We start from the raw sequence: 21,635 nt of genomic DNA on the forward strand, positions 1-21,635 counted from the left end.
CGTGTCTACTACAGCGCGTAGTGGACTGCGTCACATTAAATAGACTCTTAGATTCCAATTAAATACATTCGGCTCATGAGCCTCTCCGCAGCGTCCACCGAAGTCATCCGCGCCACCCTTCCCGCCGTCGGCGCGGCCATCGAAGACATCACCACGCTCTTCTACCGGAAGCTGTTCGCCGCCCACCCCGAGCTGCTGCGCGACCTGTTCAACCGCGGCAACCAGAAGCAGGGCGAGCAGCAGAAGGCACTGGCCGGCTCGATTGCCGCGTTCGCGACACTGCAGATCGGCCCCGACGCGGACCGCAGCGAGGAGATCCTCTCCCGCATCGCCCACAAGCACGCCACCCTCGGCATCACCGCGGACCAGTACGAGATCGTGCACAAGTACCTCTTCGAGGCCATCGTCGAGGTCCTCGGCGATGCCGTGACGCCCGAGGTCGGCGCCGCCTGGGACGAGGTCTACTGGAAGATGGCCACGATGCTGATCAAGATCGAGTCCGACCTCTACGCCGAGGCCGGCGTGGCGGCGGGCAAGGTCTGGCGGACGGTGGCCGTGAGCCGTCGGGTGCTGCAGTCCGCGGAGACGGTGTCGTTCGTGCTCACCTCCACCGACGGTGAGGCGCTGCCGTCCTACCGCCCCGGCCAGTACATCTCGGTGAGCGTGCCGCTGCCCGACGGCGCGAACCAGATCCGCCAGTACAGCCTGGTCGGGACGCCGTCGGCCACCGAGTGGCAGATCAGCGTGAAGGCCGTACCGGGCTCTGTCGCCGACGACGGCACCGAGATTCCGGCCGGCGAGGTGTCAAACTTCCTGTACCACAACGTGTTCGAAGGTGACACCCTGTCCGTCTCGCACCCGTTCGGCGACCTGGTGCTCGGCGAGGACCAGTCCCCCGTGCTTCTGGTGTCCGCGGGCATCGGCTGCACGCCGATGATCGGCATGCTCAACCACCTGGCAGACACCGACGACCGGCGGCGGGTCTCCGTCCTGCACGCCGACCGTTCACCCGCACAGCACGCGCACCGGGCCGAGCTGTCCGACCTGGTCGAGCGCCTCCCCTCCGCGGTGATGCACCGTTGGTACGAGGATCTCGGTGCCCGCGAGCCCGCCGGCACGACGTACACCGGGCGAGCAGACCTGTCCACGGTCGAGATCGAGGACGGCACCAAGGTGTACCTGTGCGGCCCGATGCCGTTCATGCTCTCGGTCCGCGAATCGCTGCTCGAGCGCGACGTGCCCGCCTCCTCGATCCACTACGAGGTGTTCGGTCCGGACAGCTGGGCCGCGGCGCGGTAGCCCGCACCCGCTGAACATTGCAGATGCCCCGGCTCACGTGAGCCGGGGCATCTGCATGTTCAGCGCTCCCGCACGTCCCCGCTCAGGAACCCCAGGTCCACGGAGCCAGCCGGGCCGGGTCGAAGACCACGTTGTACCAGGCCCGGGCCGGGGGATCGAAGCGGCACCCCACCAGGACCGTCATCTGCCAGCTCGGTGCCATGGCACTGGCCTTGTCACACATGTAGTGCCCGGACTCCCCCGAGTACTCCGCCCGGAAGACGGGGCCCACCTGCCAGGGCGCCGCGTTCGCGGAACCCGCCCCCAGAGTTGCCCCGACGACGATCGGTGCGGCCAGCAATCCCAGGACCGCCACGCTCCTGCGAATCTTTCCCTCGGACATGTCCGCTCTCCTCGCGCTGGCCGGTGTACCTGCACACCGTGTCGTACCGACCGGTCCATTCGTTACCGGAGCTGTCGCGCGGGCCTGGGTGCGGCGGATCACACACGCACCGACCCCGGATACAAGAAAACCCGAGATCACAGTTTCCTGGACCTCGGGCATGTTGTCGATCTTCGCCGCCGGGCACCCGAACCGAATGCCTGGACAGTAGAGCGACCCTGACGGGACTCGAACCCGCGACCTCCGCCGTGACAGGGCGGCGCGCTAACCAACTGCGCCACAGGGCCTTGCTAGTGCTTGTGTCAGAAGCACTTGTTGTGATCGATAGAAACAAAAACCCGAGATCCAGTTTTCCTGAACCTCGGGTGTCCATCGATCGTGGTGGCCAGGGCCGGGATCGAACCGGCGACCTTCCGCTTTTCAGGCGGACGCTCGTACCAACTGAGCTACCTGGCCGGGCGGCACCCGAACCGAATGCCTAGGCAATACAAAGCGACCCTGACGGGACTCGAACCCGCGACCTCCGCCGTGACAGGGCGGCGCGCTAACCAACTGCGCCACAGGGCCTTGCTAGTGCTTGTGTCAGAAGCACTCGATGTAACCGGTAGAGAATGTATCAGGTGAAGCGTCTAACTTGTTAATCCGTACCCCCTACGGGATTCGAACCCGCGCTACCGCCTTGAAAGGGCGGCGTCCTAGGCCGCTAGACGAAGGGGGCGCCGCCGGATCTCTCCGGCAAGTACCCTCAACGGCTGTCCGTTGGGAGCTGGGATAGCTTAAGGCACATCCCGAGAGAAACTCAAATCGTCTGGTCAGGCACGGTTTTCCGTGCCGACTCAGATGGTCGGCACGGCCGCAACCTCGCGCAGGTCCTGCCAACCCTCGCGATGCCACCGCTCGAGCCACTGCGGTGCCGCCATCGCCTCGAGCACGACCGCGAGCGCCTCCTCGAACCGCTCCGCCAGCCCGGTGGTGTCGGTGGTCAGGTCGAGCATGTAGCGCTGGCCGGCCAGCGCGGCACCGAGCACCCGGGTGAAGCTGCCCGGGTCGGCGCCCTCGCGCAGCTGGCCGGCCAGCGCGGCACCGAGCACCCGGGTGAAGCTGCCCGGGTCGGCGCCCTCGCGCAGCAGGCCCTCCGCCTCGGCCTTGAGAACCAGCGAGTGCGCCGTATGCCCCCACACCTGACTGCCACCCGAGCGCACTTCCCGGAAGAACTCGGGTTCGACGATGAGCCGGAACTCCGCCTGCACGATGACGTCGCGGGCGAAGCGGTCCGCGAGTTCGACGATGATGCCGTGCAGGACCTGGAAGGGGTCCGCGTCGACGCGCGTCCATCGCTCGGTGGTCTCCGTGTAGCGCTCGAGCGCGACCCTCAGCACCGCGCGAGCCAACTCTTCCTTCGACTCGAAGTGGAAGTACATCGCACCCTTGGTGGCGTGCGAGCCCTCGAGGATGGCGTTGACCGAAGCCGCCGCGTAACCGCGGCGGGCGAACTCTGTCGCCGCCGCCTCGACAATCGCGGCGCGCGTCTTGCGCGCGCGTTCCTGTTGACGTGCCATGTGAGCTTGTCTCGCCTCCGAAACTGCTGCCGTACCCCTGCCCCCGACAGGCCACCCGAGACCCCTGTGGCCACCCTAGCCCGAATGGGTGCGAATTCCGCCAACCGGAAGGGCCCTGACCCCGGCGGCGAGCCCGGAAGAGCCCGGGAGAACACACCGGGTGGTACGCTTTGAACCGGCTCGGGTGCGGCGCAGGGGGTGCGCACCCGGGCCACTCACGTCTCACGTCGCCACAGGGACGGTCCGTTCACGCCCGCGTCGACGCCCAGGCGCGCCGCTTCTTCCGGGCGCCCATTAGACTGCCTCTCCGCCAGCCCCTTTAGCTCAGTTGGTAGAGCTTCGGACTTTTAATCCGCAGGTCCTCGGTTCGAGCCCGAGAGGGGGCACCGACAACGTCCCGTCAGGCCCCGGCCTGGCGGGACGTTCTGCTGTCCCGGCACCGCGACCACCGCCTGCGGACGACGACACGACCAAGGTTCGCACGTGTGCCGAGTGTCACATTCCGGACACAATCCCCGCTCGCCCCGCCCCGTCGCGACTGCGCCCGTCGTGCGCGCCGAAAAGGCCCCTGACGAGCACGGTTCGAGCCCCGAACCAGCCCGACGCCGGGCGTCCGCGGCCTGCACCTGAGGCGAATTCCTGATCACCGAAGCCGTATCGAGACTCCTCGCCCGCGCCGGACGGTTCCCACGGGGCCGACGCTCTGATACCACTTAGGGGGTAACACCAGTAGAGAAACGGCCACTTCTATTATTTGCCAACAAGATTCACCTTTCGCCAACTGAACAACCGACCAGCAGGAACCGGAAAGGCGGTGCGGATCATGAGGCTCTCCGACGTCAGGCTCCACCCCACCAGGACCACGCGTCTGGATTCGACGCCTCTCCCCCGGGTCCGGCCCGCCAACCAGGAACGAACCCGCACCAGCGACATCGAGCTCGGCCACATCACCTTCTGCACGCTCGAGAACCTCGACCAGTCCACCCTGACCAACGAACACGCCGCTGGCCTCGGCCGCCTGGTCCGCAAGATCGTCAGCAGTCAGTCCGGACTTCCCGACGGCTTCACCAGCGTCGAAGACCTCTCCCGCGCCTACCTGGACGCCATTCGCAGCCGTCCGAGCCCCGCACAGACGCGCGCCGCGGCCGCAGACACCGTCGCCAACCTGCGTTCCAGCGGCCACCGCTAGACGTCGGCAGGCACCCCGCCCGGCGACTGTCGGGTCGACATCGGACCCGGTCCGGGCACAGAATGGAATCAACACGGGTCCGACTCAGGGAGGCCGTCATGTTGGATGTCGTCAATTCGGATGTCGCCACGGTGAATTCGGAACACACCCGTGAGGTGCGTCGGGACGTCCTCGTGGTGGTCACCGGCGCGGCCCTCATCCTGCTCAGCACGTGGCTGCCGAACAAGGGCGACGAGCAGATCACCGGCGTCATCCTGATCGTCGGCATGCTGGCGTACATCGCCGGCCTGTGGGCGATGACCACGGAGTCCCGGTCGAGCCACTGGGCACTGGTCGCACTCGGGCTCTTCCTGATCGCCGCACCGATCCTGATGGATCGACCGAGCGGCACCACCACCGCGGCCACCACCGCAATGGTGGCCGGCGTGATCGTCGCGGGGGTGGGCACGGTCGGCCTGCTGCGCGCGTCGTCATCGTCAACCACGGCCACCACCGGTCCCCGGCACCGCCTGGACGACCGGCAGCGCCGGCCTGAGTCAGTGACTCAGTAGCTCAGTTCCCGGCCTCGTCCTGCACCTTGGCCGCCTGCTCCCGGGCCCGCTCCTCGTTCCGCCGCTCGGCCAGTTCCTCACCACGGCGTCGGTACTTCCAACTCGCCCAGACCAGTATCACGAAGGCGAGCGCCCCGATGACGGCGCCGACCAGTGACGACGCCCGGAATCCCGGCGCGTCCACGTCCATGATCCGGTCACCGGCACTCGCGGCACTGCTGGTGCCGAGCACCACCGTCAGCGTCAGCAGGTTCGGCAGGGCCAGCAGCACGCCGAGCACCACCGAGCCGATCTGCGCGACCCGCCGGTACTTCCAACCGCGTGCCCGCCAGGCCAGCCGGAACAACAGCAACGGCAACAGGGTGCAGAGCACGCCGTACAGCAGCCCCCATGCGATCCCGCGGGTGAAGCTGCCCGACGACAGGGACCCCGCCTGCTGGGCCCACCACCTCGGCAGGAACGCGGCCAACGCGAAGTAGACGACGACCAGGACGACGGCAATCACCAGGCCCGCGGCCGCCTTCCGCGCCCACCCGGTCCAGTCGGCACCGCCGCGCGAGGCCGGATCGGTCGCGTTCGCTTCACTCATGTGTGCATCCTTGGGCAACCGCCGAACTTGTGCCAGCCAACACGCCCCGTCGGTCCCCCAGATCTCGGCTACTGGTGGTTATGGTCACCGAATCGGGCGTTCACATGACGAACGCCCCTGGAAAGGGCGGACCCTCATGGCTTCCATTGACGACCTTCTGTCACAGATCCCGATCGGCCAGATCGCGGCGAAGCTCGGCGTAGACGAGGCGACCGCGGAGACCGCGGTCCGGACCGCAATCCCGACGCTCGTCGGTGGACTCGAAGCCAACTCGCAGGATCCGGCGGGCGCCGCCTCACTGCAGTCCGCACTCGCCAAGCACGCCGACGACAGCCTTCTCGACGGTGGAGTCGACATCGACCAGGTCGACGCCGCCGACGGCGAGAAGATCGTCAGCAACGTGTTCGGCGACAACGCCAACCAGGTTGTCAGCACCCTCGGCGGCGTCGGCGGCGCAGGCGGCAGCTCCCTGGTGAGCAAGCTGCTCCCGATTCTCGCGCCGATCGTGCTCGCCTACGTCGCCAAGCAGTTCACCGGCGGCGGCGCGGCACAGGGTGCACAGGCACAGTCCGGCGGCGGCGGAATCGGCGACCTGCTCGGCGGCCTGCTCGGCGGCGGCGGCTCACAGGCCGGCGGACTGGGCGAGGTGCTGGGCGGCCTGCTCGGCGGTGGCGGCGGCGGCGGGGCCGGCGGCATCGGCGACCTGCTCGGCGGCCTGCTCGGCGGCGGCCGCAAGTAGTCTTCGCGACGCATCCGCGAACGGCGGCACCGTGCTTCGGTGCCGCCGTTCGCGTTCGGTGTGTCCACCCCCCGGCTGAGGTAACGATTCGACCCTCTGCTCCGATTCAGGCAGGTAGTAGTGAAGTCGACTACACGGGCGGCGACGGTCCGGGCACTGGCCGATTCGACCAAATGTCCGCGAAGTTACGGTGCCGTAGGCTAGCTTTTGAGCCAATTTCCGCGGATGCATGGAGGCAAGTTAAATGGCCAGAGATTTGACCCAGCTGGAGCTGCTGACGGAACTGCAGCCCGTAGCCGAAGCCAATCTCAACCGACACCTGTCCATGACAAAGGACTGGCACCCGCACGATTACGTCCCGTGGGACGAGGGCCGGAACTTCGAGTTCCTCGGCGGCGAGGACTGGGATCCGTCGCAGTCACGCCTCGACGAGGTCGCCAAGGCCGCGATGATCACCAACCTCCTCACCGAGGACAACCTGCCGTCGTACCACCGCGAGATCGCCCAGAACTTCTCCCGCGACGGCGCCTGGGGCACCTGGGTGGGCCGCTGGACCGCCGAGGAGAACCGTCACGGAATCGTGATGCGCGACTACCTCGTCGTGACGCGCAGCGTGGACCCGGTCGCCCTCGAGGAGGCCCGGATGATCCACATGACCAACGGCTACGCCTCCCCCGGCGACACCGAAGGCCTGCTGCACTCGGTCGCCTACGTGACCTTCCAGGAGCTCGCCACTCGCGTCTCCCACCGCAACACCGGCAAGGCCTGCAACGACGACATCGCCGACAAGATGCTCGCCCGCATCGCCGCCGACGAGAACCTGCACATGATCTTCTACCGCAACATCTGCGGTGCCGCCCTCGACGTGTCCCCCGACCAGGCCATGGCCGCGGTGACCGACGTGCTCACGCACTTCGAGATGCCCGGCGCCGGCATGCCCAACTTCCGGCGCAACGGTGTCCTGATGGCCAAGCACGGCATCTACGACCTTCGTCAGCACCTCGACGAGGTGGTGCAGCCGGTGCTGCGCAAGTGGAACATCTTCGAGCGCGACGACTTCTCCGACGTGGGCGAGCGCGCCCGCGACGAGCTCGCGGTCTTCCTCGAGGACCTCGCCGGCCAGGCGACGAAGTTCGAGGAGCAGCGCGACCGGATGCTCGCCCGCGAGCAGGCCAAGCGCGAACGGCAGGCTTCCTGACGCAGCCAGCTATCCTGTGCCCGGTACCGAACTCGGTACCGGGCACAGCTTTTTCCTATCGAGGTACACATGTCTTCACTCAAGATCGGCTCACTGGAGCTGCGTAGTCCCGTCGTGCTCGCGCCCATGGCGGGTATCACGAACGTCGCCTTCCGCACCCTGTGCCGCGAGCTGGAGACCGCACGCGCCGGCAGCACCTCCGGCCTGTACGTCTGCGAGATGGTCACCGCGCGGGCCCTCGTCGAGCGTCAACCGGCCACCCTGCACATGACCACCTTCGGGCCGACCGAGTCGCCGCGGTCCCTGCAGCTGTACACCGTGGACCCGGACACCACGTACGCCGCCGCGAAGATGATCGTCGACGAGAACATGGCCGACCACATCGACATGAACTTCGGCTGCCCGGTCCCCAAGGTCACCAGCAAGGGTGGCGGGGCGGCACTGCCGTACAAGCGCACCCTGTTCGGCCGGATCGTCGCGGCCGCGGTCAAGGCCACGGAGGGCACGAACATCCCGGTCACCGTGAAGTTCCGGGTCGGCATCGACGACGAACACCACACCCACCTGGACGCCGGGCGAATCGCCGCCGGCGAGGGCGCCGCGGCGGTCGCGCTGCACGCCCGCACCGCCGCACAGCGCTACTCCGGCACCGCGGACTGGGGCGAGATCGCCCGGCTCAAGGAACACGTCACCGATGTCCCGGTGCTCGGCAACGGCGACATCTTCGCCGCCGAGGACGCCGTCCGGATGATGGCCGAGACCGGCTGCGACGGGGTCGTCGTCGGTCGCGGCTGCCTCGGCAGGCCCTGGCTCTTCGCCGAGCTCAGCGCCGCACTGAACGGGACGCCCGAGCCGACGCCCCCCACCCTCGGCGAGGTCGCCGTCATCATCCGGCGCCACGCCGAGCTCCTCGCCGACCACCACGGCGAGGGCAAGGGCCTGCGCGAGCTGCGCAAGCACGTCGCCTGGTACCTGCGCGGCTTCCCGGCAGGCTCGGACATGCGGGTGGCGATGGCCATGGTCTCGACGCTCGACGAACTCGACGGGCTGCTCGTCCAGCTGCCCACGGATGTCCCGTTCCCGAAGGACGCCGAGGGCCCGCGCGGCCGCCAGGGCTCGCCCGGCAAGGTCTCGCTGCCCGAAGGCTGGCTCGACGACCCCGAGGACTGCCTGGTCCCGGCGGGCGCCGACCTCATGCATTCGGGAGGCTGACCGGCGATCGGCAATCCTGACTGGAACCCTCAGCTCCGGTCAGTATCATGTTGGAACCCAGTACGGGTCGAGACGAGTGTTCACGTGAGAGGCGAGGATCCATAGGTGGGTGACGATCAGAATCCGGGCCCCGCGCCCGAGGGTCGTGCCCCCTGGGAAAGACCTATCTCCCACCTCACCGGATCCGTGCACCGCCCGCCGCCGCCACGGCCGCCGACCCCGCCGCCTGCCGATCGCCCCCCGCCGGGCCGGGGCCAGGGCGGCGGACGCACCGGTGAGCCCAGCGACCGACTGTCCGTCGCGGACCTGACGAACAAGCTCGGCCGAGGCGGCACCCGAGCACCGGTCGCGGGCCCCGCCGACCTGCCGCCGGCCCACCCCCGCGACCCCGAGCCTGCCAGCGACCAACTCCACCGCGCCGAGCCGACGCTCGTCGTCCCGGACGGCCCGACCGCGGTCGGCGCCGCCAGCACCCGACTGGCCGCGAGCAAGCAGCGCAAGCAGCATCGCCTGAAACTGGTCGGGCGCAGCGCCGTCGCGCTGGTCGCGGTGATGTCCCTGGTCATGACCGGCATCGTCTGGGGCTACATGAAATCCACGGACAGCGGATTCCTCCAGGTCGCCGCGCTCGACCCGGACAGCACCGACGTCATCGACCCGGGCGGGCAGTACGGCGACGAGACCTACCTGATCGTCGGCACCGACACCCGGGCCGGCGTCAACAGCAATCTCGGTGCCGGTTCGGTGGCCGACGCCGAGGGCGCCCGCTCGGACACCGTCATCCTCGTCAACATCCCCGCCGACCGCAGCCGCGTCGTGGCGGTGTCCTTTCCCCGGGACCTCGCCATCGTCAGGCCCAGCTGCCAGGCCTGGGACAACGACAAGGGCCAGTACACCAACGAGATCAACCCCGGCGCCGACAACGACAAGCTGAACTCCGCGTACGCTCTCGGCGGGCCGAAGTGCCTGGTCAAGGTGATCCAGAAGCTGTCCGGCATGAAGATCGGCCACTTCATCGGGATGGACTTCTCCGGATTCGAGACCATCGTCAACCAGATCGGCGGCGTGGAGGTCTGCACGACCACCCCGCTGATCGACGACGAGCTGGGCGCCGTGCTGCCGAACGCGGGCCGGCAGACCGTCGACGGCGCGACCGCGTTGAACTACGTGCGGGCCCGCAAGGTGGAGGCCGAGGGCAACGGCGACTACGGCCGGATCAAGCGTCAGCAGATCTTCCTCTCGTCGCTGCTGCGGTCGTCGCTGTCGAACAAGGTGCTCCTGGACCCGGGCAAGCTCAACGGGTTCATCAACGCGTTCACCCGGGAGACGTTCGTGCAGAACGTCGACACCAAGTCGCTGGTGACGCTGGGCCGGTCGCTGCAGAAGGTGGACGCCGGCGCGATCACGTTCCTGACCGTCCCGACCGACGGCACCGACGAGCTGGGCAACGAGGTCCCCCGACTCGACGACATCAAGTCGATCTTCCGGGCGATCATCGACGACGAGCCGCTGCCCGGCGAGTCCCGCAAGGAACCCGAGGTCAAGCAGGACGAGGCGGCCGCCGGGCCGTCCACTGCGACCACCCCGCCGCCCGCGCCGCGACTGCTCTCGGTGGACACGAGCGGGGTGTCCCTGCAGGTCTCCAACGCCTCCGGCGTGACGGGCGTGGCCGCGACCGCGGCCGAGTCGCTCGGCGCCGAGGGCTTCCAGATCTACAGCGTCGGCAACTACAGCGGAACCAGTGCCAACACCCTGATCCGCTACGCCCCCGGACAGGCCGCGGAGGCCGCGACGGTGGCCGCCTCGATTCCCGGCGCCCTCCTGCTGGAGACCTCGACCGAGGAACTCGGCGGCATGATCGACGTGGTGCTCGGCACCACGTTCACCGGCACCGTCATCCCGGCGAAGCCCGCGGACACCGAACTGCACCCGACGCTGGCGCCGAAGAGCACCGTCATCTCCGGCACCACCGTCGAGGAGCTCCCGGCGGACCTGGCGTTCACCAACGCGGGGGACGACACCTGCACCTGACGCCTGTCCGAAGCCCCGCCCCGAACCGGCGGACAACGCCCTGACGTGCGCCGTCATTCACCCGGTGTTCACCCGCTACTGGTGACGTGGTCCCCCGCACGACGTAGGCTGTGGCCTCATGCGCGTGGCTTACAACGAACAGATGACCGGGCTCGCCGACATGCTCGGGGAGATGGCCGGCCTCGCCGGGACCGCAATGGAGGTGGCGACCCGATCGCTGCTGGAAGCGGACCTCTCGCTCGCCGAGCAGGTGATCAGCGACCACGACCAGATCACCGAGCTGAGTGTTCTGTGTGAGGAGCGGGCCTTCGCCCTGCTCGCCCTGCAGGCGCCCGTCGCCGGTGACCTCCGCTCGGTGGTCAGCGGGATCCAGATCGTCGCGGACATCGACCGGATGGGCGCGCTCGCGCTGCACGTGGCGAAGATCGCCCGCCGTCGGCACCCGAACCACGTCCTCCCCGAGGAGGTCAACGGCTACTTCGCCGAGATGGGCCGGCTCGCGGTGACCCTCGGCGCCGGCGCCAAGGAGGTCCTCGAGACCCGCGATCCCGAGCGTGCCGCGCGGCTCCGCGAGGAGGACGACGCGATGGACGACCTGCACCGGCACCTGTTCAGCGTCCTGATGGACCGCGAGTGGAAGCACGGGGTGGCCGCGGCCGTCGACGTCACGCTGCTCGGCCGCTTCTACGAGCGCTTCGCCGACCACGCCGTCGAGGTCGCCCGCCGGGTGATCTTCCTGGTCACCGGGAAGATGCCGGTCGACCCGGAGGAGAAGGACGCCCTCGAGTCCTGACCCGCACGACGCCTCGAACCCGACGCCCCGACCGGAACCTCCGGCCGGGGCGTCGTCGTCGTGCCTGGCGTCAGAACGTCGCGTCCAACGCCGCCCGGAGGTCGGCGATGATGTCCTCGGAGTCCTCGAGCCCCACCGAGAAGCGCAGGTGTCCCAGGGTCCGGAACTCCTCCGGGTACGCAGGCACCCGCGGACCGGTGTTCGACACGTGCACGATCAGGGATTCGTCGTGGCCCAGGGACACCGCCGAGGTGATCACCCGGAGGTTCGAGACGAACCGGTTGTGGTCGTCCGGGTCGCCCCGCAGCGCGAAGGCGAGCATCCCGCCGAACCCGCCCCGCATCTGCCGCGCCGCCAACTCGTGCTGGGGGTGTGAGGGCAACCCCGGGTAGGCCACGAACGCGACCCTCGGATCGGACTCGAGGAACTCCGCCACGGCCTGCGCGTTGGCATTGTGCTGACGCATGCGCAGCGGCAGGGTGACCATGCCGCGGTTGATCAGCCAGGCGTTGAACGGGCTCATCACCCCGCCCACGTCGACCATCGCCTCGGTCTTGATCTTCTCGATCAGCTCCCGCGACCCGGAGACCGATCCGCCCATCGCGTCGCCGTGGCCGTTGACGTACTTGGTCAGCGAGTGCACCGACAGGTCGGCGCCGAGTTCGAGCGGCCGCAGCAACAGCGGCGTCGCGAAGGTGGCGTCGACCGACAGCAGCGCGCCGACGCCGTGCGCCAGCTCGGCAATGGCCGCCACGTCGGCGATCCGGGTGGTGGGATTCGCCGGGGTCTCGATGTGCACCAGCGCGGTCTCCGGGCGCAGCGCGGCACGCACCGCATCCAGGTCGGTGGTGTCGACGAAGCTCACGTCGATGCCGTACTTGGTGGGCAGCAGTTCCGTGAACATCCGGAACACGGCCTCGTAGGTGACGTCGGCGACGACCACGTGGTCCCCGGTCTTGAGGAAGGTGAAGAACACCGCGTGCAGCGCCGCGACGCCGCTGGCCAGGACGACCGCGTCCTCGGCGCCCTCGAGCACCGCGAGCTTGCGCTGCAGCGCCACCTGGTTGACCCCGCCGTTGCGCGTGTAGAAGAGCACGTCGGTGGCCGACCAGTTCATCTGCGAGGGATCGTCGGGCAGCGCGTACGAGTTCGCCAGCACCAGCGGGGTCCGCACGGCACCGGTGCCGGGGTCGATCTGGTTCCCGACGTGCACGCTCTGCGTCATCACGCCGAGGGTCTCGGGGCTGTGCTTGTCGGGTCGGGACCGGTCGGCGTTCGTCATCGCTCCAACCTACGTCCGGCCCGGACGACGACGAACGGGCGGTTGCCGGAGCGTCGCCCGAGAGCGAAACCCGACAACCGCCCGTTCGACGGAACGGTTGGCAGTGCCTATCCGAAGCGGCCCGAGATGTAGTCCTCGGTGGCCTTCTGCGTCGGGTTGGAGAAGATCTTCTCGGTGTCGTCGATCTCGACGAGCCGGCCCGGCTTGCCGGTGGCCTCGAGGTTGAAGAACGCGGTCTGGTCGCTCACCCGCGCAGCCTGCTGCATGTTGTGCGTGACGATCACGATGGTGAAGTCCTTCTTCAGCTCCGTGATCAGGTCCTCGATCGCCAGCGTCGAGATCGGGTCCAACGCCGAACACGGCTCGTCCATCAGCAGCACGTCCGGGGAGACCGCGATCGCGCGCGCGATGCACAGACGCTGCTGCTGGCCACCCGAGAGCCCGCCGCCCGGCTTGTCGAGGCGGTCCTTGACCTCGTTCCACAGGTTGGCGCCGCGCAGCGACCGCTCGGCGATGTCGTTGAGCTCGCCCTTGTTGCGCATCCCCTGCAGCTTCAGCCCGGCGACCACGTTGTCGCGGATCGACATGGTGGGGAACGGGTTGGGCCGCTGGAACACCATGCCGATGGTCCGCCGCACCCCCACCGGGTCCACCGTCGAGCCGTAGATGTCCTCGCCGTCGAGCAGGATCGCGCCCTCGACCCGGGCACCCGGGGTGACCTCGTGCATGCGGTTGAGCGAGCGCAGCACCGTGGACTTGCCGCAGCCGGACGGGCCGATGAAGGCGGTCACGTTGCGCGGCGGCACGGACAGGCCTACGTCCGCGACGGCGTGGAACTTGCCGTAGTAGATGTTGACGTCTTTGAGGTCAAGACGCTTGGCCATGGTGGCTCCCTCGGAAATCGGTGATCGAGAAGGTCATTGGGTCACTTGCTCCGCACGCGGGACAGGTGCCCGATCGCCTTGGCCGCGATGTTGAGCACCGCGATGAGCAGGATGAGGGTCAGGGCGGCGCCCCAGATCCGGTTGGCGCCTGCGGGCGTCGGGTTGTTCATCTCGGCGACCATCACGCCGGGCAGCGAGCCCATCTCGCCGTTGAACATGTCGAAGTTGATGAACGGCGCGTAGCCGACCAGGATCAGCAGCGGCGCGGTCTCGCCGAGCACCCGGGCCAGCGCCAGCATGACGCCGGTGATGATGCCGGGCAGCGCGGTCGGGATCACGATCCGCATGATCGTCTTCCACTTCGGCACGCCCAACGCGAACGACGCCTCGCGCAGGTCCTGCGGGACGATCCGCAGCATCTCCTCGGTGCTGCGGATGACGACCGGCACCATCAGCAGCACCAGCGCCAACGACACCGCGAACGCGGACTTCGGGAACCCGAACGTCGCGATCCAGAGCGCGTAGATGAACAGCGCCGCCACGATCGACGGGACACCGCTGAGGATGTCGACCATGAAGGTGGTCAGCCGGCCGAGCCGCGAACCGTTCGCGTACTCCACCAGGTACACCGCGACGAACAGGCCGATCGGGATCGAGAGCACCGCGCACACCAGTCCCTGCAGGATGGTGCCGATCAACGCGTGGTAGATGCCGCCGCCCTCGGCCGACGCCGACAGCCCGTTGAGGGAGTTGGTGAACCAGGTGGCGCTCGTCAGCGCGGGCAGGCCCTTGGCGATCACGGTGACCAGCACCCACACCAGCGGCACCAGCGCCAGCAGCACCGAGCCGGTGACCAGCACGCGGGCCATCACGTCGGTGACGCGGCGCCGACCGCTGACGCCCTGGAAGGTGGGCTTCTTGACCGGACGGTCCAGAGTCGCCGTCATGTCAGTCCTTCTTTCCGGCGATGGCGGCGCGGGCCGCGGCGTTGACCAGGAAGGTCAGCACGAACAGCACCAGACCCGCCGCGATGTAGGCGCCGGCCTGGATGTTGTTGTTGAACTCCGCGTAGCCGAGGGCGATCTTCGAGGCGAGGGTGGAGCCGGTGTCGAACAGCGACCAGCCGAACTCCTTCGAGGTGGTGCGCAGGATCATGTACAGCGCCATCGTCTCGCCGAGGGCGCGGCCCAGTCCGAGCATCGAGCCGCTGACGTAGCCGGACTTGCCGAACGGGATCACGGTGGTCTTGACGACCTCCCACTTGGTCGCGCCCAGCGCCAGTGCCGCCTCGATGTGCGCGGTCGGGGTCTGGGTGAACACCTCGCGGGTGACCGCGGTGATGATCGGCAGGATCATCACCGCCAGCACGATGCCCGCGGTGAAGATGGTGCCGCCGCCGCGGACCGAGCCGGAACCGGTGGCGAACAGCGGGATCCAGGCCAGGTTCTCGTTGAGCCAGACCGCCAGCGGCCGGATCGCGGGCGCGAAGATCAGCATGCCCCAGAGTCCGTAGACGATCGACGGCACCGCCGCGAGCAGGTCGATCACGTAGGCCAGCGGCCTGGCCAGCCGCTTGGGCGAGTACTGGGTCAGGAAGATCGCGATGCCCAACGCCACCGGCATCGCCAGCACCAGTGCGAACAGCGACACCAGCACGGTGACCTGGAGCAGGTCCAGGATGCCGAACGCCATGTGGGCGATGTTGTCGGTGTTCCAGACGCTGCTGGTGAGGAAGTTCGCCTCGTTGCGCGAGAGCGCGGGCACCGCCCGCCAGATCAGGAACACCCCGATCGCACCGATCAGGACCGTGATGAACACCGCCGACCCCGACGCCAGCGTGGTGAAGATCCGGTCGCCCGGACGGGTCACCGTCTTTGCGGGGGCCTTGGGTGACGAAGTGATCGGATCCTCCGGTGTTCCGTGCGGACCCCCCACCCCGGCCCCGGCGTCACCGGGGCCGGGGGCGAGAGGTGCCGACTGGGCTGGCGCGTCGCTCATCTGCGCTCGCAATCTTCCTGTTGTGAATATAGAGCGGAGTCCGATTCGGGGAAACTCAGCCGATGGCGGCGATGGACGCGGTCAGCTTGTCCTGCACCGTGGCGGGCAGCGGAACGTAGCCCTGCGCGGCCAGGTCGGCCTGTCCCTCACCGGCGGCGCTGGTCAGGAACGACTTCACGGCCGCCGAGGTGTCGGCGTCGTAGCCCTTCGAGCAGACGATCTCGTAGGTCGCCAGCACCAGCGGGTACGCACCCGGCTCGGAGGTGCCGAAGATCGAGTTCAGGTCGAGCGACAGGTCGCCGGTGCCCTCGTTCTTGAACGTGGCGCCGCTGATCGCCTTGCCCGCGGTCTCCTCGGTCAGCGCGACCGGGCCCGCGCCGGTGTCGATCTGCGCCTTCGCCAGCTTGTTCTGGTCCGCGAAGGACTTCTCGACGTAGGTGATCGAGCCGGGCGCGCCTGCCACGGCCTGCGACACACCCGCCGAGCCCTTCGCGCCCTCGCCGACGCCGCCGACGAAGTCGGAGCCGGCACCCTTGGTCCACGCGCCGCCCGAGGCGGTGGTCAGGTACTGCTGGAAGTTGTCGGTGGTGCCCGAGGAGTCCGAGCGGACGATCGGGACGATCGGCTCGTCCGGCAGGCTGACGCCGCTGTTGAGGGCGGCGATCGCCGGGTCGTTCCACTTGGTGATGCCGCCGCTGAAGATCTTGGCGAGCGTCTCGCCGTTGAGGGTCAGGTCCTCTACGCCGTCGAGGTTGTAGGCGATCGCGACGGGGCCGAAGACCAGCGGCAGGTTCCAGGCGTCGTTGCCGGCGCACCGCTCCTTGGCCGCCGCGGCCTGATCGCCCTTGATGGCGGAGTCCGAACCGGCGAAGTCGATCTGCTTGGCGATGAACTGGGTGCGCCCGTCGCCCGAACCGCTGGGGTTGTAGGCGACCTTGACGTCCTTGCCCTTGTCCGTGCACACCGCGATGTAGGTCGAGGCGAAGGCGTCCATCGCGTTCTTCTGGGCGGACGAGCCGGCGGCGGACAGCGTGCTCTTGCCCTCACAGCTGGCGTTCGAGGCCGCGCTGTTCACCGTGGTGGTGTTGCTGGCGGAGTTGTTGTCACTGCCGCACGCGGTCAGGGCCATGGCTCCGATCGCCACCGCGCCGAGTACCGCACCACTGCGCTTGAAGTTCACGCTGAATCCTCCGGGGACCATCACGCCCTGTCGGGCGTCAGACTCGAGGCGCAGTTCGATGCACCGGGCAGCGTGTCGCTGCCCACCGAGAAAGTTAGGGGGTGGTGGTGGCCAGCCGGACCCGGCGAGGTGAACGCAAGGTGAACACCTGCCGGGCGGTGTCGCAGATCACGCCGCGGACGGGCGCGCCCCCTCGACATCGTCGGGCTTCGCGTTCTTCAGCGAGGACGCGTAGACGTCGACGTACTCCTGCCCGGACATCTGCATCAGCTCGTACATCACCTCGTCGGTGACCGCGCGCTCCACCCAACGGTTGCCGCTCATGCCCTCGAAGCGAGAGAAGTCGAGGGGCGCGCCGAACTTGATCTGCACCCGGCGACGACGCCAGCGGAACGGTCCGGGAGGGCAGACCTCCCCGGTGCCGATGACCGCCACCGGGATCACCGGGATGCCGGTGGCCAGTGCCACCCGGGCCATCCCGGTCTTGCCCTTGTACAGCCGGCCGTCCGGGGAGCGGGTGCCCTCCGGGAACAGGCCCACCAGCTTGCCCTGGTCGAGCAGCCCTCGCGCGGTGGCGAGCGCCGACTGCGCGGCATCGGCGCCGCTGCGGTCGATCGGCACCTGGCCGGCGCCGCTGTAGAACCAGCGCTGCAGGGTGCCCTTGAATCCGGGGGTCGTGAAGTACTCGCTCTTGGCCAGGTAGGTGATCCGCCGCGGCGACGCCAGCGGGGCGAACAGCCAGTCCGCGACGGAGAGGTGGTTACCTGCCAGGATCGCGGGGCCGTCGGTCGGGATGTTCTCCACCCCTTCGACTTTCGGTCGATTGATCAGTGCGATCAACGGCCCGATGAACACGTACTTCAACAACCAGTAGAACATCAGAGCATCTACTCCCCTTCGGAGTCGGTGTACGCGACGTCCACGTGGAAGCGACCGAAGGCGAGTCGGTCGTACGTGTGCAGAGCCGCGGCATTGTCGGCCTCGGTGTACAGCAGCACAGAACCGAGCCCGCGCTCGCGAAGGTACCGCAGCCCGGCCACGGTGAGCAGACGCCCTAGGCCACGGCCCTGCGCTGCCGGATCGATTGCCACCACGTAGACCTCGCCGATCGCCGGACCGTCCGCGGACGCCGGATGCACCTTCGTCCAGTGGAAGCCGAGCATCGCGCCGGTTCCGGCATCGGCGGCGATGAACAACCCCGCCGGGTCGAACCACGGCTCGGCCACCCGCTCGTCGATCTCGCTCTGCGTCCACGCGCCCTGCTCGGGATGCCAGTCGAAGGCGGCGGCGTTGACCCGCAGCAGCTCCGCGTCGTCGGCGGACCCCGCATAGGTGCGCAGGACGACGCCGTCGGGTGTCGGCACGTCGGGCAGCTCCGGGGCGTCGAGCGCTCGACGCAGCTGCAACAGCTCGCGGGCCGGCCTGAGGCCGAGCCGCGACGCGACCGCGCGGGCGGCAGGCAGGTCGCCGTGCGCCCACACCCGGGTGCCGTCGCCACCCGCGGCCAGCGCGGCGGCGACCAGCGCCCGGCCGATCCCACGGCCGCGGAAGTCGGGGTCGACGGCGACCTCGGCCATCGCCGGGTGCTCGTCGCGGGCCGGCTCGATCCCCGCGTAGCCGACGACCACCCCGGCGCGGTCGGCCAGCAGGTGCCCGACCGGCGGGTCTGCGGCCAGGTTGTGCACCGCCTGCTCGGAGACCGGCGCGGTGCCGTCGACCGCGGTGGCCCGGTCGAGCAACGCGCGAACCTGCGCCTGCTGCTCGCTCGAGAGCCTGGGCGGGCTGCTGAGGTCGAACTCGTCCATGTGCCGCGGTCTCCGTCTCTACTGCGCCGTCTCGGTTGCCTGCGTCGGCTCGGCGATCTGCACGTTCTCCTCGAACTCGGCGGCCGCCACGGCGCCCTCCGCGCCTGCGTCGACGCCGGACTTCCGGCTGGGCCGGACCGCCTTGTAGCCGACGTTGCGGACGGTGCCGATCAGCGCCTCGTACTCCGGTCCGAGCTTGGCGCGCAGCCGTCGCACGTGCACGTCGACCGTACGGGTGCCGCCGAAGAAGTCGTAGCCCCACACCTCCTGCAGCAGTTGCGCCCGGGTGAAGACCCGGCCGGAATGCTGCGCGAGGTACTTGAGCAGCTCGAACTCCTTGTAGGTGAGGTCGAGCGGCCGGCCCCGCAGTCGTGCGGTGTAGGTGCCCTCGTCGATCGTCAGCTCGCCGAGCGTGATCTTGCCCGCGGCCTCCGGGCTGACCAGCCCGCCGCTGCGGCCGACCAGCAGGCGCAGCCGCGCGTCGAGTTCGGCGGGTCCGGTCCCCGGCAGCAGGATGTCGTCCAGACCCCACTCCGGACTCACCGCGACCAGGCCGCCCTCGGTGACCACGGCGACCACCGGGATCGCCGTGCCGGTGCTGCCGAGCAGCCGACACAGTCCACGGGCGGCCGCCAGGTCGGTGCGGGCGTCCACCAGGGCCACATCCGCGGACCCCGCCTCCAGGAGAGACGACACCGCGGTCGGGGCCGGACGGAGCGTGTGCGCCAGCAGCGCGAGCGAGGGCAGGACGGCTTCCGGATTCGGGTCGGAGGTCAACAGGAGTAGCTCCATGCGGACTTCCCCTCTCGTCGTTCATGTGCCTGAGCACGTTGATGTGCCGAGCACGCGACGACAGTGGCGCGTTACCTTCGGGACAGACTAGCGCGCCCGACGCCATGGGCACTGCCACCAGCACCACGCGGGGTCCGTCACAATGGTGCGGTGCGCAAACTGATACTCGCCGTCGTGAGCCTGCTGGCGCTCCTCGTGATCGTCGACTTCGGCGCGGCCGCCTACTCCGAGTACCGGGTGTCCCGAGCGCTGCGCGCAGGCGGGGAGCTCACCGCCGACCCCTCCGTGACCATCACCGGGTTCCCGTTCCTCACCCAGGCGGCGTCCGGCAAGTACTCGAACGTGGAGATCCGCGCCCAGGACGTGAACAGCAACGTCGTCGGCGAGGTCACCGTCGAGGCGAACCTGCGCGGCGTCCGGATCCCGATGTCCGACCTGATCGACGGCACCGTCACGACGGTGCCCGTCGACCACCTCGACGGCCGGGTCCTGATCGACGCCACCGAACTCGGCACCTTCCTGGGCATCCCTGACCTGCAGGTCTCCGCGCCGCCCGCCGACCGGTCCGACGGCACCGGCGGCTCGGGCGGCTCCGGGATGACCACCTCCGGCGGCGTCGTGCTCACCGGCACCGTGCCGGTCGGTCCGGTGCGCGCCAGCGTCAGCGTGCAGGCCGACCTGGTCCTCGACGGCTCGAACGTCAAGGTCGTCGCCACCGACCTCTACTTCGGCCCCGAGGGCCGCGTCGACTTCACGGTCCCGCAGGTGCTCAAGCCGACGGTGCTCGGACTGTTCACCCGGACCATCGACTCGCAGCAGCTGCCGTTCGGCGTGGTCCCGAACAAGGTGTACGCCGAAGGTTCCCAGCTGGTGATCGAGGGTGCCGGCGAGAACGTCGTGATCGGCCTCGACGAGTTGCAGACGCCGTGACCGCGATCGTGGTGCTGGTGGCGGTCCTGGTGGCCGCCCTGGTGGTCGGGGCCCTGCTGCGGGCCCGAGCCGGCACCGTGCGCGAGACCGAAGCCGCCCCGGCGGTCAGCGAGAACCGGCGCACGCTGCTCACCGAGGCCGGGGTCCTCGGCGGCGCAGGCCCGACGGTGCTGCACTTCTCCGCCGACTGGTGCGGTCCGTGCGCGGCGGTGCGACGGGTGATCCACCAGGTGCTGGGGAACCTCGACACCCGCCTGGCGCCGAACCTCGCCCGGGCCGTCGAGGTCGAGGTGGACATCGACAAGAACCCGGCCCTGGCAAAGGAACTCGGCGTACTGTCACTGCCGACGACCTTCCTCTTCGACTCCGCGCTGACGCAGCGGTACCGGGTGTCCGGGGTGCCGGCGGCCACCGATCTCGAGGCTGCGCTTACACCGCTGTGCGACCCCGGGACTTCGAATCCCTGAAAAAACAGGTAAGGTCGTGACCGTGCACACACGCCAAGAGCTGATGCTCACCCGACGCCGCGCAGTAGACCTGTGCCGCCTCGGGGGCTGTTGCTGTCCCTGCCACTGATCGCACGGGCTATCGCGTTCTCGCTCATTTCCCGGCAGTTCCTGCCCTGAGCCTCGCGCCGTGATGATTGGAACTTCGCCCTGGTTTCGCAATTCTCGAGGCAACCGTTAGAGCGCAGGAGCAACCTTCGATGCCCACCTCCACCACCCGTCCCACCACCGCACCGACCGCCGCAGGCGTCGACGTCCGGGGACCCCGTTTCGCCGCCTGGGTGACCACCGCCGTGCTGGTGGCGGTCCTGGCGCTGTCCACCGTTTCCGCGGTCGCGGCCGGCCTGCTGCTCGCCGCGCAGGCCGTGGTCTTCGGACTCGGCGCCGCCCTCGGCCCGCGCCGCAGCCCGTACGGTGCGCTCTTCGCCCGACTGGTCGCACCGCGACTGTCCCCGGCCACCGAACGCGAACCGGCGGCCCCGCTGAAGTTCGCCCAACTGGTCGGCCTCGCCTTCGCCGTCGTCGGTGTCGCCGGTTTCCTGACCGGCCTGACGCTGCTCGGCACGGTGGCAACCGGCTTCGCGCTCTTCGCCGCGCTGCTCAACGCCGCCTTCGGCGTGTGCCTCGGCTGCCAGCTCTACCCACTCGTGGCCCGCTTCCGCGGGCCGGCCAGGCCCGCTGCCTAGACCCCGACCACCCGTCCCGGCACAGCCCGC

At 69.0% G+C, this 21,635-nt stretch carries 23 protein-coding genes and 5 tRNA genes; 13 read left to right on the forward strand and 15 right to left on the reverse strand.

Going from position 1 to position 21,635, the window contains the following annotated elements:
* Positions 1–75 precede the first annotated feature (75 nt).
* A complete protein-coding gene (locus tag ACFO6S_RS07470; protein ID WP_378415571.1) occupies positions 76–1,299 on the forward strand; it encodes a globin domain-containing protein in 1,224 nt (407 codons plus the stop codon).
* A gap of 82 nt (positions 1,300–1,381) precedes the next feature.
* On the opposite strand, the gene ACFO6S_RS07475 is transcribed toward ACFO6S_RS07470, so the two are convergent.
* The 6 genes from ACFO6S_RS07475 to ACFO6S_RS07500 all read right to left on the reverse strand — a co-directional run bounded on the left by ACFO6S_RS07475 (position 1,382) and on the right by ACFO6S_RS07500 (position 3,240).
* Positions 1,382–1,681, reverse strand: coding sequence for a hypothetical protein (locus ACFO6S_RS07475; protein WP_378415573.1), 300 nt, complete (start codon positions 1,679–1,681; stop codon positions 1,382–1,384).
* 213 nt (positions 1,682–1,894) lie between these two features.
* Positions 1,895–1,968 (reverse strand) — tRNA-Asp (locus ACFO6S_RS07480).
* 92 nt (positions 1,969–2,060) lie between these two features.
* Positions 2,061–2,137, reverse strand: a tRNA-Phe gene (locus tag ACFO6S_RS07485).
* A 37-nt stretch (positions 2,138–2,174) separates the two neighbouring features.
* Positions 2,175–2,248 (reverse strand) — tRNA-Asp (locus ACFO6S_RS07490).
* 78 nt (positions 2,249–2,326) lie between these two features.
* A tRNA-Glu gene (locus ACFO6S_RS07495) sits at positions 2,327–2,399 on the reverse strand.
* 118 nt (positions 2,400–2,517) lie between these two features.
* On the reverse strand, positions 2,518–3,240 hold the full coding sequence (locus ACFO6S_RS07500) for a TetR family transcriptional regulator (RefSeq protein ID WP_378415575.1): 723 nt from the start codon (positions 3,238–3,240) through the stop codon (positions 2,518–2,520).
* 313 nt (positions 3,241–3,553) lie between these two features.
* Between ACFO6S_RS07500 and ACFO6S_RS07505 the strand changes: the two genes are divergently transcribed.
* From ACFO6S_RS07505 to ACFO6S_RS07515, 3 genes are all read left to right on the forward strand, one after another.
* Positions 3,554–3,626: transfer RNA gene (locus ACFO6S_RS07505), tRNA-Lys, on the forward strand.
* A gap of 437 nt (positions 3,627–4,063) precedes the next feature.
* The gene (locus tag ACFO6S_RS07510; protein WP_378415576.1) at positions 4,064–4,429 is read left to right on the forward strand and encodes a hypothetical protein; all 366 of its coding nucleotides are present in this window, start codon (positions 4,064–4,066) and stop codon (positions 4,427–4,429) included.
* A gap of 131 nt (positions 4,430–4,560) precedes the next feature.
* Complete coding sequence (locus tag ACFO6S_RS07515; protein ID WP_378415578.1) at positions 4,561–4,980, forward strand: SPW repeat domain-containing protein; 420 nt, start codon at positions 4,561–4,563, stop codon at positions 4,978–4,980.
* A 1-nt stretch (position 4,981) separates the two neighbouring features.
* Here the strand turns inward: ACFO6S_RS07515 and ACFO6S_RS07520 are convergent, their stop codons facing one another.
* Positions 4,982–5,569, reverse strand: coding sequence for a hypothetical protein (locus tag ACFO6S_RS07520; RefSeq protein ID WP_378415580.1), 588 nt, complete (start codon positions 5,567–5,569; stop codon positions 4,982–4,984).
* Positions 5,570–5,705: 136 nt separating this feature from the next.
* On the opposite strand from ACFO6S_RS07520, the gene ACFO6S_RS07525 reads away from it, so the two are divergent.
* From ACFO6S_RS07525 to phoU, 5 genes are all read left to right on the forward strand, one after another.
* Positions 5,706–6,308, forward strand: coding sequence for a DUF937 domain-containing protein (locus tag ACFO6S_RS07525; protein ID WP_378415582.1), 603 nt, complete (start codon positions 5,706–5,708; stop codon positions 6,306–6,308).
* A gap of 244 nt (positions 6,309–6,552) precedes the next feature.
* A complete protein-coding gene (locus ACFO6S_RS07530; RefSeq protein WP_378415584.1) occupies positions 6,553–7,506 on the forward strand; it encodes an acyl-ACP desaturase in 954 nt (317 codons plus the stop codon).
* 69 nt (positions 7,507–7,575) lie between these two features.
* The gene (gene dusB / locus ACFO6S_RS07535; protein ID WP_378415585.1) at positions 7,576–8,718 is read left to right on the forward strand and encodes a tRNA dihydrouridine synthase DusB; all 1,143 of its coding nucleotides are present in this window, start codon (positions 7,576–7,578) and stop codon (positions 8,716–8,718) included.
* Between the two features lie 105 nt (positions 8,719–8,823).
* A complete protein-coding gene (locus ACFO6S_RS07540; RefSeq protein ID WP_378415587.1) occupies positions 8,824–10,749 on the forward strand; it encodes an LCP family protein in 1,926 nt (641 codons plus the stop codon).
* A 118-nt stretch (positions 10,750–10,867) separates the two neighbouring features.
* Positions 10,868–11,542: a phosphate signaling complex protein PhoU gene (phoU, locus tag ACFO6S_RS07545; RefSeq protein ID WP_378415589.1), complete on the forward strand. Its 675-nt coding sequence runs from the start codon at positions 10,868–10,870 to the stop codon at positions 11,540–11,542.
* 70 nt (positions 11,543–11,612) lie between these two features.
* Here the strand turns inward: phoU and ACFO6S_RS07550 are convergent, their stop codons facing one another.
* The 8 genes from ACFO6S_RS07550 to ACFO6S_RS07585 form a co-directional block, all read right to left on the reverse strand.
* Entirely contained in the window at positions 11,613–12,824 is a 1,212-nt protein-coding gene (locus ACFO6S_RS07550) for a trans-sulfuration enzyme family protein (RefSeq protein ID WP_378415591.1), read from the reverse strand.
* 107 nt (positions 12,825–12,931) lie between these two features.
* The gene (gene pstB, locus ACFO6S_RS07555) at positions 12,932–13,708 is read right to left on the reverse strand and encodes a phosphate ABC transporter ATP-binding protein PstB (protein WP_378415593.1); all 777 of its coding nucleotides are present in this window, start codon (positions 13,706–13,708) and stop codon (positions 12,932–12,934) included.
* A gap of 41 nt (positions 13,709–13,749) precedes the next feature.
* Positions 13,750–14,655 (reverse strand): phosphate ABC transporter permease PstA, encoded by a 906-nt coding sequence (pstA, locus tag ACFO6S_RS07560; RefSeq protein WP_378415594.1) that lies wholly within the window; start codon positions 14,653–14,655, stop codon positions 13,750–13,752.
* 1 nt (position 14,656) lies between these two features.
* Positions 14,657–15,706 (reverse strand): phosphate ABC transporter permease subunit PstC, encoded by a 1,050-nt coding sequence (pstC, locus tag ACFO6S_RS07565; protein ID WP_378415596.1) that lies wholly within the window; start codon positions 15,704–15,706, stop codon positions 14,657–14,659.
* Between the two features lie 55 nt (positions 15,707–15,761).
* A complete protein-coding gene (gene pstS, locus ACFO6S_RS07570) occupies positions 15,762–16,886 on the reverse strand; it encodes a phosphate ABC transporter substrate-binding protein PstS (protein WP_378415598.1) in 1,125 nt (374 codons plus the stop codon).
* Between the two features lie 168 nt (positions 16,887–17,054).
* The gene (locus ACFO6S_RS07575; RefSeq protein ID WP_378415600.1) at positions 17,055–17,765 is read right to left on the reverse strand and encodes a lysophospholipid acyltransferase family protein; all 711 of its coding nucleotides are present in this window, start codon (positions 17,763–17,765) and stop codon (positions 17,055–17,057) included.
* 8 nt (positions 17,766–17,773) lie between these two features.
* Positions 17,774–18,691, reverse strand: a complete 918-nt coding sequence (mshD, locus tag ACFO6S_RS07580) for a mycothiol synthase (RefSeq protein ID WP_378415602.1) — start codon at positions 18,689–18,691, stop codon at positions 17,774–17,776.
* A gap of 18 nt (positions 18,692–18,709) precedes the next feature.
* Positions 18,710–19,483 carry a winged helix-turn-helix transcriptional regulator gene (locus tag ACFO6S_RS07585; protein WP_378415604.1) on the reverse strand — a complete coding sequence of 258 codons (774 nt, stop codon included), beginning with the start codon at positions 19,481–19,483 and terminating at the stop codon, positions 18,710–18,712.
* A 150-nt stretch (positions 19,484–19,633) separates the two neighbouring features.
* On the opposite strand from ACFO6S_RS07585, the gene ACFO6S_RS07590 reads away from it, so the two are divergent.
* The 4 genes from ACFO6S_RS07590 to ACFO6S_RS07605 all read left to right on the forward strand — a co-directional run bounded on the left by ACFO6S_RS07590 (position 19,634) and on the right by ACFO6S_RS07605 (position 21,605).
* Positions 19,634–20,413, forward strand: coding sequence for an LmeA family phospholipid-binding protein (locus ACFO6S_RS07590; RefSeq protein WP_378415606.1), 780 nt, complete (start codon positions 19,634–19,636; stop codon positions 20,411–20,413).
* The gene (locus ACFO6S_RS07595) at positions 20,410–20,880 is read left to right on the forward strand and encodes a thioredoxin family protein (protein WP_378415608.1); all 471 of its coding nucleotides are present in this window, start codon (positions 20,410–20,412) and stop codon (positions 20,878–20,880) included. The genes ACFO6S_RS07590 and ACFO6S_RS07595 overlap by 4 nt, the downstream gene beginning before the upstream one ends.
* A 22-nt stretch (positions 20,881–20,902) precedes the next feature.
* Positions 20,903–20,989, forward strand: a complete 87-nt coding sequence (locus tag ACFO6S_RS07600) for a putative leader peptide (RefSeq protein ID WP_378416109.1) — start codon at positions 20,903–20,905, stop codon at positions 20,987–20,989.
* Positions 20,990–21,119: 130 nt separating this feature from the next.
* The gene (locus ACFO6S_RS07605; RefSeq protein WP_378415610.1) at positions 21,120–21,605 is read left to right on the forward strand and encodes a DUF4395 domain-containing protein; all 486 of its coding nucleotides are present in this window, start codon (positions 21,120–21,122) and stop codon (positions 21,603–21,605) included.
* Positions 21,606–21,635: the final 30 nt, after the last annotated feature.

The sequence above is a fragment of the Rhodococcus kronopolitis genome, assembly GCF_042654025.1.
Lineage (GTDB): Bacteria > Actinomycetota > Actinomycetes > Mycobacteriales > Mycobacteriaceae > Rhodococcus_G > Rhodococcus_G kronopolitis.